The organism is Saccharothrix sp. NRRL B-16348 (assembly GCF_001280085.1).
In the GTDB taxonomy this organism is placed as follows: Bacteria; Actinomycetota; Actinomycetes; order Mycobacteriales; family Pseudonocardiaceae; genus Actinosynnema.
On the sequence record NZ_LGED01000269.1, the window covers coordinates 81,319 to 97,457 of the forward strand.

At 72.5% G+C, this 16,139-nt stretch carries 14 protein-coding genes, 1 pseudogene and 1 riboswitch; of the genes and pseudogenes, 7 read left to right on the top strand and 8 right to left on the bottom strand.

The window, feature by feature from the left end; all coding sequences use genetic code 11:
• Positions 1–47: 47 nt before the first annotated feature.
• Entirely contained in the window at positions 48–644 is a 597-nt protein-coding gene (locus ADK67_RS45270; protein WP_053722797.1) for a class I SAM-dependent methyltransferase, read from the top strand.
• On the opposite strand, the gene ADK67_RS45275 is transcribed toward ADK67_RS45270, so the two are convergent.
• From ADK67_RS45275 to ADK67_RS45285, 3 genes are read right to left on the bottom strand one after another with little or no spacing between them, the layout of a single operon-like run.
• Positions 621–989, bottom strand: a complete 369-nt coding sequence (locus ADK67_RS45275) for a VOC family protein (RefSeq protein WP_053722798.1) — start codon at positions 987–989, stop codon at positions 621–623. The genes ADK67_RS45270 and ADK67_RS45275 overlap by 24 nt on opposite strands.
• Before the next feature lie 13 nt (positions 990–1,002).
• Entirely contained in the window at positions 1,003–1,464 is a 462-nt protein-coding gene (locus ADK67_RS45280) for a GNAT family N-acetyltransferase (RefSeq protein ID WP_053722799.1), read from the bottom strand.
• Positions 1,465–1,468: 4 nt separating this feature from the next.
• A complete protein-coding gene (locus ADK67_RS45285; protein ID WP_053722800.1) occupies positions 1,469–2,578 on the bottom strand; it encodes a winged helix DNA-binding domain-containing protein in 1,110 nt (369 codons plus the stop codon).
• Between the two features lie 121 nt (positions 2,579–2,699).
• Here ADK67_RS45285 and ADK67_RS45290 point away from each other — a divergent pair, with 121 nt between their 5' ends.
• From ADK67_RS45290 to ADK67_RS45300, 3 genes are all read left to right on the top strand, one after another.
• The gene (locus ADK67_RS45290; RefSeq protein ID WP_053722801.1) at positions 2,700–3,623 is read left to right on the top strand and encodes an SPFH domain-containing protein; all 924 of its coding nucleotides are present in this window, start codon (positions 2,700–2,702) and stop codon (positions 3,621–3,623) included.
• A 1-nt stretch (position 3,624) separates the two neighbouring features.
• A complete protein-coding gene (locus ADK67_RS45295) occupies positions 3,625–3,849 on the top strand; it encodes a hypothetical protein (protein ID WP_053722802.1) in 225 nt (74 codons plus the stop codon).
• A 124-nt stretch (positions 3,850–3,973) separates the two neighbouring features.
• Entirely contained in the window at positions 3,974–4,753 is a 780-nt protein-coding gene (locus ADK67_RS45300; protein WP_053722803.1) for a VOC family protein, read from the top strand.
• Here the strand turns inward: ADK67_RS45300 and ADK67_RS45305 are convergent.
• The gene (locus ADK67_RS45305; protein ID WP_053722804.1) at positions 4,722–5,525 is read right to left on the bottom strand and encodes a sulfite exporter TauE/SafE family protein; all 804 of its coding nucleotides are present in this window, start codon (positions 5,523–5,525) and stop codon (positions 4,722–4,724) included. The genes ADK67_RS45300 and ADK67_RS45305 overlap by 32 nt on opposite strands.
• Before the next feature lie 168 nt (positions 5,526–5,693).
• Between ADK67_RS45305 and ADK67_RS45310 the strand changes: the two genes are divergently transcribed.
• Entirely contained in the window at positions 5,694–7,973 is a 2,280-nt protein-coding gene (locus tag ADK67_RS45310; protein WP_053722805.1) for a glycoside hydrolase family 3 N-terminal domain-containing protein, read from the top strand.
• A gap of 127 nt (positions 7,974–8,100) precedes the next feature.
• Positions 8,101–8,361 (top strand): 30S ribosomal protein S20, encoded by a 261-nt coding sequence (gene rpsT, locus ADK67_RS45315; protein WP_053722806.1) that lies wholly within the window; start codon positions 8,101–8,103, stop codon positions 8,359–8,361.
• 261 nt (positions 8,362–8,622) lie between these two features.
• Here rpsT and holA read toward each other — a convergent pair whose 3' ends face one another.
• Positions 8,623–9,606, bottom strand: coding sequence for a DNA polymerase III subunit delta (gene holA / locus ADK67_RS45320; protein WP_053722807.1), 984 nt, complete (start codon positions 9,604–9,606; stop codon positions 8,623–8,625).
• Positions 9,607–9,702: 96 nt separating this feature from the next.
• Positions 9,703–9,818, top strand: a riboswitch (SAM riboswitch).
• 11 nt (positions 9,819–9,829) lie between these two features.
• Here holA and thrC point away from each other — a divergent pair.
• Positions 9,830–11,092 (top strand): threonine synthase, encoded by a 1,263-nt coding sequence (gene thrC, locus ADK67_RS45325; protein ID WP_053722808.1) that lies wholly within the window; start codon positions 9,830–9,832, stop codon positions 11,090–11,092.
• Between the two features lie 632 nt (positions 11,093–11,724).
• Here thrC and ADK67_RS50185 read toward each other — a convergent pair.
• The 3 genes and pseudogenes from ADK67_RS50185 to ADK67_RS45360 all read right to left on the bottom strand — a co-directional run.
• A pseudogene (locus ADK67_RS50185) lies at positions 11,725–14,013 on the bottom strand (DNA internalization-related competence protein ComEC/Rec2); the annotation flags it as partial.
• Positions 14,014–14,481: 468 nt separating this feature from the next.
• Positions 14,482–15,207 (bottom strand): ComEA family DNA-binding protein, encoded by a 726-nt coding sequence (locus ADK67_RS45355; RefSeq protein WP_082404804.1) that lies wholly within the window; start codon positions 15,205–15,207, stop codon positions 14,482–14,484.
• Between the two features lie 86 nt (positions 15,208–15,293).
• Positions 15,294–16,136 carry a DegV family protein gene (locus tag ADK67_RS45360; RefSeq protein WP_053722814.1) on the bottom strand — a complete coding sequence of 281 codons (843 nt, stop codon included), beginning with the start codon at positions 16,134–16,136 and terminating at the stop codon, positions 15,294–15,296.
• Between the last annotated feature and the right edge of the window lie 3 nt (positions 16,137–16,139).

The window sequence follows — 16,139 nt, forward strand, 5'->3', positions numbered from 1 at the left end:
GGGCGGTCCCCGATGCGGTCCGAGCGCGCCGCGACGACGCTGGAGCCATGGCGAACAACCTGATGAAGGCGTTGGACGCGGCGTTCGGGCACCCCCGCGGCAAGGTGGGCGAGCTGGGCGGCCGGGTCATGGCCGTGCTCAACGCGAAGGTCGAGGAGCACGTCACCGAGGTGGCCGCGCCGACGTCCGAGGAGGTCGTGCTGGTGCTCGGCCCCGGTCCGGGGGTCGGGCTTAAGCTCGCCGGTGAACGTGCGCTCAAGGCGATCGGCGTCGACCCGTCGCAGGTCATGCTGGACGAGGCGCGCGAACGGTGCGCGGAGCTGATCGTGGCGGGTCGCGTGGAGCTGCGCGAGGGCGCGGCGACGCGGACCGGCCAGCCCGAGGACTCGGTCGACGTGGTGGTCTCGGTGAACAACCTCCAGCTGTGGGGCAACCGGCCGGCCGCGTTCCACGAGCTGTTCCGGGTGCTGCGGCCCGGCGGCAGGCTGGTCGTCTCGGTGCACCGGAGGGCGTTGGACACCTCCGAGTACGACCTGATCCAGGAGGCCGAGGCGGCGGGGTTCACCGGGGTGCGCACGTCGCTGCACCAGTACGGCGGCGTGGTCGGGCCCGCGGTGCAGCTACTGGCGGCGGTCCCGGCGTAGCGGGTGGTCGGCGGGCACCTCGACCAGCACGATGCGCCTGCCGTCCGGGTCGGCGATCCACAGCTCGTCCAGGCCCCACGGTTCGCGCCGGGCGGGCCGGACGACGTGCTCGGCGAGCTGTTCGGCGGCCCGCCGCAGGTCACGCACCTGGAGCCACAGCTGCGTGGCGTCCGTGGGGTCCTCGGCCGAGGCGCCGGAGACCTCCAGGAACCCCTGGCCGAGGAAGAACACGGTGCCGCCGGGGAACTCCCGGTGCACGGCCAGGCCGAGCACGTCCCGGTAGAACGCCCGGGCGCGCTCCGGCTCGCACGAGCGGACGAGGACGCGGCTGCTCAGGATCTCCACGCCGCTCAGGCGATCACACGTCCAGGTCCAGCGCCATTCGCACGTGCGTCTCGTCGCGGCCGGTCTCACGCCAGCCGTGGGCGAGGTAGAAGCGCTGCGCCCGGTGGTTCTCCACGAACACGTCCAGGCGCGCGGTGGTGATGCCGAGGTCACGCAGCGCGTCCAGAGCCGCGTCGTGCAACGCGTGGCCGACGCCGTTGCCCCACCGCGCGGGGGCGACGTGCAGCAGCCCCAGCTCACCGTCCGGCCCGACCTGCGCGAACCCGGCGAACTCGTGGTCGAGGTCGGCGCACAGCCACACCCGGCCCGGTTTGTCGAAGATGTCGTCACCGAGGGCCCGTGCCGACCGCTCCCACTCGGCCAGTTCCGCCTCGGGCAGGTGCCCGTCGTAGTAGCTGCGCCGCGCCGCGATGTACACCTCGACGAGAGGCGCCAGGTCGTCGGCGCGCGGTGAACGCACGGTGATCGTCCCCATGCACTCAGGGACGTGCCGCCGCCGGCGAGGTTGTCCGGATCTCGTGCTTCGGCACGTCCGGCGCGAGGAACGCCAGCAGCCGCTCCCCTTCCCGCTCCACCTCCTCCACCGCGGGCAGGCGGTGGAACGGCCGCAGCTCCAGCGTGGCGACCTCCTTGGTGCGGTGCAGCTTCCAGTCGCCCGCCGTGACACCGTCGACCAGGAAGAACTGCGGCACGGGGCCGTGCGGGTCGTAGTTCTGGGCACGCACGTCGTCGGTGACCACCCGACGCCGGTCGGCGTGCGAGAGCAGGACGTTGTCGAAGTCGTACAGGAACCTCGGCGGCGCGGGCACGTCCTCGTCCGGCCGGGGCGCGTCGGGCAGGTCGAACAGCTCCTGGCCGTCCTCGTCGCGCAGCCGCAGCAGGGGCAGCCCTTCGACCACCTCGCGCAGCCGGGTGAGGCCGGACCACGTCTGCACGTCCTTCACCGTCGCGGGCCCGAACGCGGCCAGGTAGCGCAGCACCACGTCGTCCACCGAGGGCTTGTCCGCCACGGAAGCGCCGAGCCACGTCTCCGCGCTGGTGTGCGCGATCGTGCCGCTGCGGCCCCACACCCCGCGCGGCGGCACCTGCACCAACGGCACCAGGCAGCGGATCGCGTAGGCCAGCGAGGCGGGCGCGCGGTCGGGCCACTGCTCGTGCAGCAGCGTGCCCAGCTCCTTGTTGGTGCGCGGCTTCTCGGCGAGCAACGCGCGGCCGGCGGCCACCACCGCGTCGACGTCCAGCCCTCGCATGTCCCGGCCGTGGGTGTGGTTGCGGAACAGGTCCCGGTCGAGCACGGGCTGGACCACCGGGCGCAGCGCGAGCGCGTCCGCGGCGGTGACCAGGTGGATCGTCGACCGCATCACGGCGATGCGCACCAGTTCGCGGTCCACGAGCAGGTCCGCGGCCCGGTCGGGGGTGAAGTCGGCGATCCGCGTCCACAGGCCCGTGTACCAGGTGTGCGGCGTCTGGGCCTGCAACCCGACCAGGTGCGTGACGACCTCGGGCACGGTCGCCTCGGTGCGGGCGAGCAGGAACTGGCGGGCCAGGGTGGCTCGCCCGAGGGCGCGACGGCTCAGTACCGGGGTCATGCGCCCACGGTAGATCCGATTGCGGTCAACTCCTGTCCTCGTATCGACCTCGACTTGCCCGGCGTCTCGAAAAAGTGATATCACTTTGCTAGGCACGCGATATGCGAACGAGGGGTGGAACATGGACGCGATGACGGACGTGGCGGTGCGGATGCCGACTCCGGTGGTCCGGGAGCGGGAGGCGCGGGCGGTCTCCGGGTGGGGCGTGTTCGGCGGCGCGGTGGTCGTGCTGCTGCTGGGCGCGGCGGTGCTCGTCCTCGGCTCGATCCCGGGCGACGACGGGCCGAGCGTCCCGGCGATCGTCGGCGGCGCGCTGATGATGGCGGGCAGCGGCCTCGCGGGCGCCGGGTTGTTCACCGTCGCGCCGGGCGAGTCGCGCGTGCTCCAGTTCGCCGGCCGCTACACCGGCACCGTCCGCCAGGACGGCCTGCGGTGGGCGAACCCGTTCACCACGAAGGTGCGGGTGTCGACCCGGATCCGCAACCACGAGACCGCGACGCTGAAGGTCAACGACGCCGACGGCAACCCGATCGAGATCGCCGCCGTGGTGGTGTGGCAGGTCGAGGACACCGCGCGGGCGAAGTTCGAGGTGGACGACTTCGTGCGGTTCGTCGGCATCCAGACCGAGACCGCGGTGCGGCACATCGCGACCAGCTACCCGTACGACAACCACGAGGAGACCGGGCTGTCGCTGCGGGAGAACGCGGACGAGATCACCGAGACGCTGTCGGTGGAGATCGCGGCACGGGTGCAGGCGGCCGGCGTGAAGGTGATCGAATCCCGGCTCACGCACCTGGCCTACGCTCCGGAGATCGCGCAGGCGATGCTGCAGCGCCAGCAGGCGGGCGCGGTGGTCGCGGCGCGGTCGCGGATCGTGGAGGGCGCGGTCGGCATGGTCCAGCTCGCGCTGGCCAGGCTCGCCGAGGAGGACGTGGTGGAACTGGACGAGGAGCGCAAGGCCGCGATGGTGTCGAACCTGCTGGTCGTGCTCTGCGGCGACCGATCCACCCAGCCAGTGGTCAACGCCGGGTCGTTGTACACCTGACGTGGCCGAGCGCAAGAGCGTCCTGCTGCGCCTCGACCCGGCGGTGCACGACGCGCTGACGAGGTGGGCGAACGACGAGCTGCGCAGCACGAACGCGCAGATCGAGTTCCTGCTGCGCCGCGCGCTCGCCGAAGCAGGCAGGCTGCCCACCGGCACGGCCGACCAACCCAGGCGCGGCCGGCCGCGCAAGCAGGACAAGGAAGACGCGGAACGGGAGCAGGACTAGCGGTCCTCTCCGTTCGAGATCCGGGACGGACGTCGGCGGCGCACCACCCGCCGGCGTCCTCCGCGTCGCAGCCGTTCGAGTGATCGACTCGCGGAGTGACGTGGCCGGTGCGACTGTTGGCGGGGTGAGCGAGCTGAACTCCCCGTACGCGCCGGGCACACCCGCGTGGGTGGACATGATGACCACCGACCGCGACGCCACCATGGAGTTCTACGGTGGCCTGTTCGGTTGGGACTTCGAGATCGGCGGCCCGGAGACCGGGCACTACACGATGGCGCTGGTGCGCGGCCTGCCCGTGGCGGGGTTCGGCGAGATGCCGTCGGACGTGATGTTCCCCGTCGTGTGGACGACCTACCTGGCCACCGACGACCTGGACGAGTCGCTGGAGAAGCTGAACGCCAACGGCGGCAAGGTGCTCGTGCCGGAGTTCGACACCGGCGGGCCGGGTCGCGGCGCCATCGCGGTGGACCCGTACGGCGCGGCGTTCGGGCTGTGGGAGGCGGGCACGCACATCGGCGCGTACGTGGTGAACGAGCCCGGCTCGGTGGTGTGGAACGAGCTGGCCACCCGCGACCCGTTCGGCGCGGCGGAGTTCTACCAGCAGGTGTTCGACGTGGGGCTCGACCCGTTGCCGGACTTCCCGTACACGCAGCTGCGGGTCGAAGGCCGTGCGGTGGCGGGCGTGTTCGGGATGGCCAACGAGATCCCCGCCGAGATCCCGCCGCACTGGATGACCTACTTCGCGGTGACCGACGCCGACGCGGCGGCCCGCCGGGTGGAGGAGCTGGGCGGCGTCACGGTCGGCGACGTGGTCGAGTCGCGGTTCGGCCGGTTCACCACAGCCGGCGACCCGATGGGCGCGACGTTCCGGCTCATCCAACCGCCGCCTTCCACCCCAGACTGACCACCAGCGCCACCACGACGGTGAGGAACACCCGGCGCACGAACGCCGATCCGCGCCGCACCGCCAGCCGCGCGCCGAACACCGCGCCGGTCAGGTTGCACAGCGCGAGCACCAAACCCAAGCCCCACAGCACTTTCCCGGCCGGGATGAAGTACAGCAGGGCACCCAGGTTGGTGGCCACGTTGACGACCTTGGCCGTGGCCGAGGCGCGCAGGAACGCGAACCCCACCAGGCCCACGAGCAGGAACACCAGGAAAGCGCCCGTGCCCGGCCCCGCCAGGCCGTCGTAGAAGCCGATCACCGCGCCGCCGACGGCCATCACGGCGATCTGCGCGAAGCGCGTGAACCTCGACGTCTCGGCCACACCCAGCTCCGGCTTGCGCCACGTGTAGAGGCCGACGCCGACCAGCGCGACGAGCACCACGCCGTTGAGGACACCCGGCGCCAACGCGCCCGCGAACGCCGCGCCGCCCACCGCGCCCGCGAACGCCGCCACCGCCATCGGCAACGCCGACGACCAGTCGATCGCGGCCTGCCGGGAGTAGGTGCGCACCGCGGCCGCCGTGCCGACCACGGACGCGATCTTGTTGGTGGCCAGCGCGTACAGCGGCTGGCCACCGGGCGCGATCAGCAGCAGCGCGGGCAGCTGGATCAGCCCGCCACCGCCCACCACCGCGTCGACCGCGCCGGCGACGACGGCGGCCAGGCAGAGGAACAGCAGGGCGGCGAGCGAGACGTGCCCGAAACCGGGCCAGTCGAGTGCGGCGGTCACCCGCCCAGCCTAATCGGACGCTTGTACTGCTTTTTCCCGGCACGGCTCCCACCGCTGGTCGTCGGCGTGGGAACGCTCCCAAATAGGCCATTCAGCCCTGTTGTGTGCCAGGTCACGCGGGAAAGGGTGACCTGGCACGTTCAATCGATCCACGCAGGAGGTTTCTCGGTGTTGAGATCCCGCAAGCGGACCACGGTGGCCGCGCTGGTCACCTTGGCCTTGCTGGTCACCGGAGCGCAGGCCAGCGGCATCATCGAGCCTGCCGGACAGGACTACCAGGACGCGCGGGCGCCGGTCGACCGCCGCGTCGAGAACCTCCTCAGGCGCATGACGCTGGAGGAGAAGGTCGGCCAGATGACCCAGATCAGGCTGGGCAAGCTGCGCGGGAACTGCGAGTGGAACCCCGGCCCGCTCGTCGAGGACTGCATGAAGGCCGTCCTGGAGGACGCGAAGGTCGGCTCGATCCTCTCCGGCGGCGGCGACGCGCCGAACCCGAACACGCCGCGCGCGTGGGCGGAGATGACCAACGCCATCCAGAAGTACGCGCTGGACCACAGCAGGCTGCGGATCCCGCTGATCTACGGCGCGGACGGCGTGCACGGCCACTCGAACGTGCTCAGCGCCACCATGTTCCCGCACCAGATCGGCCTGGGCGCGACGTGGAACCCGGAGCTGCAGGAGCAGCTCGGCAAGTCCACCGGCCGGGCCATGCGCGCCACCGGCGTGTTCTGGAACTTCGCGCCCGTGTCCGACATCGCGCGCGACACCCGCTGGGGCCGGTACTACGAGACCTACAGCGAGGACCCGGTGCTGGCCGGCGCGCTGGCGGCGGCGAACGTGCGCGGGCAGCAGTCCGACCCGACCGACGGCACGGCGAGGCTCACCGCGACCGCCAAGCACTTCGCGGGCTACTCGGAGCCGTTCAACGGCCACGACCGCGCGCCCGCCCAGCTGCCGATCCGGTACCTGCAGGACACCGTGCTGCCGGCGTTCCAGCCGCAGTTCGACGCGGGCGTCGGCACCGTGATGATCAATTCCGGTGCGGTGAACGGTGTGCCCGCGCACGCGTCGAAGTACCTGCTGACCACGCAGTTGCGCGACCAGATGGGCTTCCGGGGCGTGGCGATCACCGACTGGGAGGACATCCGGTTCCTGGTGGACCGCTACCACGTGGCGGCGAACTACGAGGAGGCCATCGCGATGGCCGTGAACGCGGGCGTCGACATGGCGATGGAGCCGTCGGACGCGGCCGGGTTCACCGCCGGGCTGCTGGCGGGCGTGCGGAGCGGCGCGATCCCCGGCAAGCGGATCGACCAGGCCGTGCGGCGGATCCTGAAGCTCAAGTTCGACCTGGGGCTGTTCGAGAAGCCGTTCGTGGACGTGGCGAAGGCCGACGCGATCGTGAACGGCGCGGACCGGGCGCTGGCCCGTCAGGCGGCGGCGGAGAGCACCGTGGTGCTGCGCAACGAAGGCGTGCTGCCCCTGTCCACCGGCGTGGGCAAGCTCGTGGTGACCGGTGACGCGGCCGACTCCGCGGCCCGGCAGCTCGGCGGCTGGACGGTCGGCTGGCAGGGCGTGCCCGCCTCGTCGCCGATGCCGCCGACGGTGACGGTGTTGCAGGGCATCAAGGCCGCCGTGCCGTCCGCGAACGTCGTCAACGCGGCCACGCAGGCCGACGCGGTGGCGCAGGCCGGTGACGCCGACGCGGTGGTCGTGGTGCTCGGCGAGGACCCGGGCGCGGAGGGCGAGTCGGACACCGAGGAGCCCGTGCTGACCGCTGCGCAGCAGGGCCTGGTCGACGCGGTGCGGGCGACCGGCAAGCCGGTCGTGGTGGTGCTGCTGACCGGCCGTCCGCAGGTGCTCGGCACGGTGGCGGACGCCCCGGCGCTGGTCGCGGGCTGGCTGCCGGGCTCCGAGGGCGGCGGCGCGATCGCCGACGTGCTGTTCGGCGCGGTGAACCCGAGCGGCAAGCTGCCGGTGTCGTGGCCGAAGACGATCGGCGACCAGCCGTTCTCGTACGACCAGGTGCGTGGCGCGAACACCTCGCCCAGCTCGGCGTACGACCCGGCGTTCGCGTTCGGGCACGGCCTGTCGTACACGACGTTCACCACGTCCGCGCCGACGCTGAAGTCGGCGGAGGTGCGGCGGGACGACCAGGTCAAGGTGTCGGTGACCGTGGCCAACACCGGTTCGCGTGACGGCACTCTCGTGGTGCCGGTGTACGTGCACCAGCCCGTGAGCAAGGTGCTCACGCCGCAGCAGCGCCTGGTCGGCTTCACCCGGGTGGCGTTGAAGGCCGGCGAGGAGCGGGCGGTCGAGGTGACGTTCGACGTGCGGCGGCTCGCCGTGACGGCGGGCGACATGGACGGCGCGGGCAAGCCGGAGGTCGCCAGGGGCGCCTACGAGGTCGTGGTCGGCGACGGGAGGGCTCGATTCACGGTGCGGTGAGCTGCCCTGATATCCTTCTCGGCCGTACCCGCGCGGCATTCCGCTGTGGAGGAAAACCGCCCCTTCGGGGGCGGAGCCGGTGACAAGCGCGGTGCGACTCCGAGACCGAGGAAAAGGTGGCTTTCGCGTGGCGAACATCAAGTCCCAGATGAAGCGGATCAAGACGAACGAGAAGGCGCGCCTGCGCAACAAGGCCGTCAAGTCGTCCCTCAAGACCGCCATCCGCAAGTTCCGTGAGGCCGCCGAGGCCGGTGACAAGGAGAAGGCTGTCGTGCTGGCGCAGGACGCGTCCCGCAAGCTCGACAAGGCCGTCTCCAAGGGCGTGATCCACGCCAACCAGGCCGCCAACAAGAAGTCGGCGCTGGCGCGGCGCGCCAACCAGATCTGATCTGGTCTTCACGCTGAGGCGCCGCCCACCCCTGCGCGGGGTGGGCGGCGCTTTTCGTTCCCCGGCCATTTGGGCCACCAACGCCTCGACCGGCAAACCTCGCCCTCAGCCCCCAGCTCCCGCCCCGGCTCGCGGCATCACGCCAGCAGCCTCGCCGCCAGCAGTCTCAGCCGGCGGCATCACCGCCGGCCAGCCTCGCGGTCAGCAGCCTCGGTCAGCGGCCTCCGGCAGGTGGCAGTCGCTTGGCAGGTGACCTCGCGCTCAGCGGCGGGCGCGGGCGGCGACGATTTTCAGGACCGCGCGTTCCAGGGCGTAGCCCGAGTCGGCGGCGACGCCCTTGACGTCCGCGTTCAGGTCGGCGACCACCGTCATCGCCGCCGCGAGCCCCCGGTCCTCCCAGCCCCGCGACTGGCCTTGGGCCTTCTTCACCTTCCACGGCGGCATGCCCAGTTCGCCCGCCAGCTTGAACGGGTCGCCCCGGCCCACCGCGGACACCCGCGCGATCGTGCGCACCGCGTCGGCCAGCGCGTCGGCGACCAGCACGTGCGGCACGCCGAGCTGGATCGCCCACCGCAACGCCTCCAGCGCGCCGGCCCGGTCACCCATCACGGCCTTCTCCGCCACCGCGAACCCGGTCACCTCGGCCCGGCCGCGGTGGTAGCGGCGGACCGCCTCGGCGTCGACCTTGCCGCCGGTGTCGGCGACGAGCTGCGAGGCCGCCGCCGCCAACTCGCGCAGGTCCGACCCCACCGCCTCGATCAGCGCCGCCACGGCCTCCGGGTCGGCCTTGCCGCCGCCCGCCGCGCGGATCTCGTTGCGCACGAACGCTTCCCGGTCCGCCGCCTTGGTGATCTTGGGGCACTCGGTCACCCTGGCACCGGCCTTGCGCAGCGCCGCGGGCAGGTCCTTGGCCACCTTGCTGCGCCCGCCGCCACTGTGGACGACCACCACCGTCACCCCGTCCGCCGGGGCCTTGGCGTAGCCGATGACCGCGTCGGCGATCTCCTTGCCGCACTCCTGCGCGGCCTCCAGCGCGACCACCCGCCCCTCGGCGAACAGCGACGGACTCACCAGTTCCGCCAGCTCAGGCGGGGTGAGATCGGTCACGCGCACGCGGGTCAGGTCGGCCTGCGGATCGGCTTTCCGCGCCGCCGCCAACGCACCGCGCACCGCGCGCTCGACCAGCAACTCCTCCTCGCCGAGGATCAGGTGCACGGCGTCGGGCGTGTCAGCGGGCGCACTCACGGCGCGATCCTCCCACGGGCGGCAGACGTCCGGATGGTGGACGTCTCTGGCTGAGGGTCGGGATCGTGACGTAAGTTGAAACCCACAACTGAATACCGCTCATCCAGAGGGGCAGAGGGATCGGCCCGAAGAAGCCCCGGCAACCCGTCGCACAGCGTCCGCTGGCGACCACGGTGCCAATTCCGACCCGCGGTGCGCGGGAAAGATGAGGAGATACCTCGCGATGACTGCTGTCAGTGTGCCCTCGGCCACCACCTCCTTCGACCTCGGTCCTGCCCGCGCGCTGTCGTGTCGCGAATGCGGCCACGAGACGCCGCTCGCCGCCGAATACGCCTGTCTCGAGTGTTTCGGGCCGCTGGAAGTGGCCTACGACTTCGGTCGGATCCGTCGCGAGGACATCGAGGCGGGCCCCCGGTCGATCTGGCGCTACCGCGGCCTGCTCCCCGTGCCGACCACCGTCGAGTCGCACCCCAACACCAACCCCGGCGGCACCCGCCTGGTCGAGGCCGACCGCCTCGCCAAGGCCCTAGGCGTGCGCAAGGTGTGGGTGAAGGACGACACCGGCAACCCGACCCACTCGTTCAAGGACCGCGTGGTCGGCGTCGCCCTCGCCGCCGCCCGCGAGCTCGGCTTCAAGGTCCTGGCCTGCCCGTCCACCGGCAACCTGGCCAACGCCGTCGCCGCCGCCGCGGCCCGCGCGGGTTGGCAGTCGGTGGTGCTGGTTCCCTCCTCCCTGGAGGGGGCGAAGATCCTCATGACCGCCGTCTACGGCGGCAACCTGATCACCGTCGACGGCAACTACGACGACGTGAACCGGCTGGCGCAGGAACTGGCCGCCGAGCACGAGGACTGGGCGTTCGTCAACGTCAACGTCCGCCCCTACTACGCCGAGGGCTCCAAGACGCTCGGGTACGAGGTCGCCGAACAGCTCGGCTGGCGGCTGCCCGACCAGATCGTGGTGCCCATCGCGTCCGGCTCCCAGCTGACCAAGGTCGACAAGGCCTTCCGCGAGCTGGGCGACCTCGACCTGGTCGAGCAGACCCCGTACCGCGTGTTCGGCGCGCAGGCCACCGGCTGCTCCCCCGTCTCGGCCGCTTACAAGGCGGGCCACGACGTGGTCACCCCGGTCCGCCCGGACACCATCGCCAGGTCGCTGGCGATCGGCGCCCCCGCCGACGGCCCCTACGTGCTGGACGCCGTCCGCCGCACCAACGGCGCGATCGAGGACGTCACCGACGACGAGGTCGTCGAGGGCATCCGCCTGCTGGCCCGGACCGAAGGCATCTTCGCCGAGACCGCCGGCGGCGTCACCGTCGCGACCGCGAAGAAGCTCATCGAGAGCGGCCAACTGGACCCCGACGGCGAGACCGTGCTCCTGATCACCGGCGACGGACTCAAGACCCTGGACGCCCTCGGCGACCGCGTCGGCCCTCGCGCCAACGTCCCGCCGTCGGCCGAGGCCGTCCTGAAGGCCCTCCAGGACTGACCGCCTCCGCGTGGGTCGGCCCGACCACGACTTCGGCCGACCCACGCGAGCAGGCCAACCTCAGTTCGGCGGCGGTCGGCCGGCTCCTGAGCGGCTGGCTCGCGCGCCGGCGGTAGTGCCCGACATCGCCGGCCGGCTGCCGTGGCCGTCACAGCGAAATCCTGGAAGAGCGGAGCCAGCCGGTTCGCGGGAAGGCCGTCAGCTCGGGCAGGACGTGCGGGCCGACCGGTTCGGTGACCACGCGCCAAGCGGTGAGCATCTGCGGCCAGGGTCGTTTCGCCTTCTCCTGGTTGTAGCGCTCGGCGTGCCAGTCCTCCGGTGGTATGGCGAGGTCGGCGTCGAACAGGGCGTCGGCGATCAGGCGATAGGCGGTGTCCGCCGACGGGACCTGCGCCAGGCGGATCACGCCGGTGGCGGTGGCCCTGGCGACGATGCCGCGATCGCCACCGGGCAGGTCCTCGCACACGTAGTAGGTGAACGCGGGCCGCAGCTCGTCGCGTGGCCACGGTTCGGCCGTGTAGCCGGGCTGCCACAGCGCCCACGCCACGGCCCGGTTGCCGCCTTGCGGCGACCAGCCGGAGTGCAATCGGATCCAGACGTCGTTCCTCATCGTTCTCCCCTTGTCCGTTGTCGGGTTGGCCGCCGCTCCTGCGGGCGACCCGCGGCCCGTCCGGGCTTGCCAGGACGGCCGTGTCGCCGTCCCGGTCGGTGCGCAGCACCAGCGCGCCTCGGCTCGTCAACGCGTCGACCAGCACGCCGCTGGGGTGGCCGTAGCGGTTGCCCGCGCCGACGCTCACCAGCGCGATCCGCGGCCGGACCGCCGCGAGGAACGCCGGTGACGAGTACCGCGACCCGTGGTGCGGCACCTTGAGCACGTCGGCCCGCAGGTCCACGTGCCCGCCGAGCAGGTCCGCCTGCCCGGCCAGCTCGATGTCGCCGGTCAACAGCACCCGTCCGGCCGCGGTGGAGGCCCGCAGCACCAGCGACGCGTCGTTGACCGCCGTGTTCGTGTCCGTCCCGCTCACCGGGTCCGCGCGCGGGCCCAGCACGTCGAGCAGCAGGCCCGGCCAGCTCAGCCGCTGTCCGGCACCCAGCTCGACCACGCGGACCCCGGCCGCCCGCGCCCGTTCCCTCACCTCCTCCCACGCCCACTCCGGCTGCCGCGACGGCCCCACCGCCACCGCGCCCACACCCCGCTCGGCCAGCACCGCGGCCAACCCGCCGACGTGATCGGCGTGCAGGTGGCTGAGCACCACCAACGGGATGCGCCGCACTCCCAGCCGGCGCAGGCACGACAGCACCGGCACCGGATCCGGCCCCGTGTCGACCAGCACCGCCCGGTCGCGCTCGGCGGTGGCGAGAACCACCGCGTCGCCCTGGCCCACGTCACAGGCCACGACCGACCAGCCGGGCACCGGCCAACCGGGCGAGACCACGTTCAGCGGCACGACCACCACCACCGCGCCGACGACGGCCGCCACGACCAGCGTCCGCACCCGGCGCAGCCTGGTGATCGCGTAGCCGAGCACCAGCACCCCGGCCAGCAGCAGCCCGCCGACCCAGCCGCTGGGCCACCCGACCGCCGCGCCGGGCACGGCCGCCGCGTGCCTGCCGACCGCGATCAGCCAGCTCACCGCCGGACCGGCCACCTCGACGACCAGCCGGGCGGTCGGTTCGTGCACCTGCGCCAGCACGGCGGCGAGCACACCGAGCACGGTGGCCGGCGCCACGACCGGCGCGACCAGCAGGTTCGCCACCACCGCGACCAGGCTCACGTGGCCGGAGAGCCCGGCGACCAGCGGCGCGGTCGCCAGGTTCGCGGCCACCGGCACCGCCAACGCCTCGGCGAAGCCCACCGGGACGCCGCGCTCCTTCATGGCGGCGGCCCACCTCGGCGCGAGCAGCACCAACGCCGCCGTCGCCACCACCGACAGCCCGAACCCCGGCTCGGTGGCCAGCTCCGGGTCGTAGAGCACCAGGGCCACCACCGCGGCCGCGAGCGCCGGCAACGCCGACCGCTCCCGACCCAGCACCAGCGCGAGCAACGCCACCGCGCCCATCACGGCGGCCCGCAATACACTCGGCTCCGGCCCGGCCAGCACCACGAACCCGACCAGCGCCGCCATCGCACCCGCCGCGCAACCACGCGGACCGACCCGCAACAGCCTCAGCAGCAACAGGACCGCGCCGCAGACGATCGCCAAGTTCGCACCGCTGACGGCGAGCACGTGGGCGAGACCCGCCGTGCGGAACTCCTCCACCACTCTGGGTGGGAGGCGGGAGGTGTCGCCGACGACGAGGGCGGGCAGCAGCCCGGCCGGTTCGGGGTCGAGCGCGGTGCTCGCGTCCCGCAGTCCGGCACGCAGGTCTTCGGCGACCCGCTGCCACACCGGTGCTTCGGTCACGTCCCGCGGAGGACCGCGAACCCGCAGCACCGCGACCGTCAGCTCGCCTCCGCGAGGAAGGGCGAGGGTGCCGCGCGCGGTGACCCGTTGGCCGGGCAGGAGATCCCGCCACCGCGCGGCCGGCGCCAGCACGGCGATCCGACCACCGTCGTCCAGCGTTCCGCGCACGAGCACCAGGTCGACCCCGCCCGCCCGCGAGCCGAAACCACTGGTGCGCAAGCCGTGCGGCCGGTTGTCGAGTTCGAAGTGGACAGTGGCGGGCGTGCCCCGCTCCGCCGATTCCCGCAACGGGTGGTGGGCCGCACCGTGCACCTGCGCGCCGATCCAGCACGCCGCCACCGGACCCGCAACAGCCACCGCCACCGCTGCCGGTCGCCACGGGCGCAAGGCCAGGCCGCCGATCACGGCCGCGACCAGACCGACCACGAGCGCGGCCCACCACGCCCACAGCAGCCCGGCCAAGGCCGTCGCCCACACCGCCAGCGCGGCAGGGACCAGATACGCACGAGGACTCACGACCTCACCCCAGATGTAGACCACTGAGAACGACGACGAGGACGGTCAGACCGACCGCACGCGCCTCCCACGACACGAAGAACGGATCGATGAGCGCTTGGAGCCCGGGCCCTTTGTGCGGCCGGGATCAGGTGGATGAGATAGGCGACCGTGCCCGAAGCTCATGCTGAGCCACCGAGAACGGATCTGGTGTGCCGTCGGAACGGGGCGTCGATCTTGCGGTACGGCGCGCTTCGGCGCTGCGCCGGGCCGGGCGCGGTTCATGAGCCCACCCAGCGGGACCTCGACAGGGTGGTCAGGCGGGAGTTGAGGGTGCGGATGGCGCGGCGGAGGCGGTTCAGCAGTTGGCGCGTGCGGGGATGGCCGGAGTGGATGCGACGGGGCGGGGTAGGACGGGGCGGGCTGGGAGTGGGTGAGGCGGGAATGGATGGGCGTTGGTGCACGGTGGTCTCCGGGTGGTGTCGGGGCCTAGAGGCGGACCAGGTCGCGGAGTTTGGCCAGCTTCGCGTCGCCGATGCCCTCGATCTCGCCCAACTGGTCCAGGGACGTGAACGGGCCGCGCTTCTGCCGGCGGTCGACGATTCGTTGCGCTGTCACCGGACCCACGCCCGGCAGGGTGTCCAGTTGGTCCTTGGTCGCGGTGTTCAGGTTCAGCGGCTCGGTCGTCGTGTCGGCCGATTGCGGGCCGGCGATGCCCACGGCGATCTGCTCGCCGTCGGCAACCTTGCGGGCGAGGTTCAACGGGGTCAGGTCGGCACCGGGGTTGGCACCGCCCGCGGCTTGCAGGGCGTCGGCCACCCTGGCGCCGTTCGGGACCGTCACCAGGCCGGGGCTGGGCACCAGACCCACCACGTTGACGACGAGTTGCTCCTCGACACGGGTGACCGCGGCGGCCTCGGCCACCGGGAGGTCAGGTGGGCTCTCCGGCACGGGACGCTCCCACCACAGGGCCAGCGCGACCACCAGCGCCACCCCGGCCAGCACGCCCGCGAGCAGGATTCTGCGGCGGTGCGGCACGACGGGTTCGGGCAGCCAGCGGCGCAGCAGGCGACGCAGAGGGGTGTGCGGGTCCGGGCCGCCGTCCGACGAGACGAAGACCAGCGTCTCGGCGTCCGACGCGCGGTGTCTGCCCCGCTCCTGGGAGACGAGGGCCTTCAGCCGGGCGGTCGTGGTTTCCGGGTTCTTGTCGAACATGAGGTCGACGTTAGGCCGGATGGAGCAGGGGGTGGAGCGGGTGTTGTGGATCTGTGGATAAGTGGCCGAATGATGGATAACGCGGCCTAGGACACCCCTCCGGGCAACACCACCACACCCAGCACACCGGGACCCGTGTGCGCGCCGATCACGGCTCCGACCTCGGAAATCAGGCATCCGGTCGAGCCGGGCACGCGTTCGTCCAGCAACGTCGCCAGCTCCGCCGCGCGTTCCGGCGCGGCCAGGTGGTGGACAGCCAGGCCGACCGGCCCGGAACCCGACGCCGACGCGGCCAGGTCGACCAGCCTGGCGATCGCCCGCCCCATCGTCCGCACCTTCTCCAACGGCACGATCCGACCGTCGTCCACGTGCAGCAGCGGCTTCACCGCCAGCGCGGTGCCCACCAACGCGGCCGCGGCGCCGATCCGCCCACCCCGCCGCAGGTGGTCGAGCGTCTCCACGCAGAAGAACATCTTGACCCGGGCGGCGGCGGCCACCGCGGCTTCCTCCGCGCACTCCGCGTCACCACCCGCGGCGCACGCGGCCAGCGCGGCGAACCCCAGCCCCATGCCCGTGGCCCGCGAGTCGACCACCCTGATCCGGCTCGGGTCGACCTCCTCCGCGGCCAACCGCGCGGCCTCCCACGTGCCCGAAAGGTCACGGGACAGGTGCACGGACACGATCGCCTCCGCACCTTCGGCCAGCGCGGACCGGTACACGTCGGCCAGCTCGCCCGGCGTCGGCCGGGACGTGGTCACCCGGCGGTGCTCCCCCAACGCGGCGGCCAGCTCGGCCGGACCGAAGTCCACCCCGTCCAGCCTGCCGCGACCGTCCACGGTCACGTGCAGCGGCACGACCCGGACGCCGTGCCGCTCGGCGAACCCCTCGGGCAGGTACGCCGTGGAGTCGGTGACGATCGTGGTGGACACGAG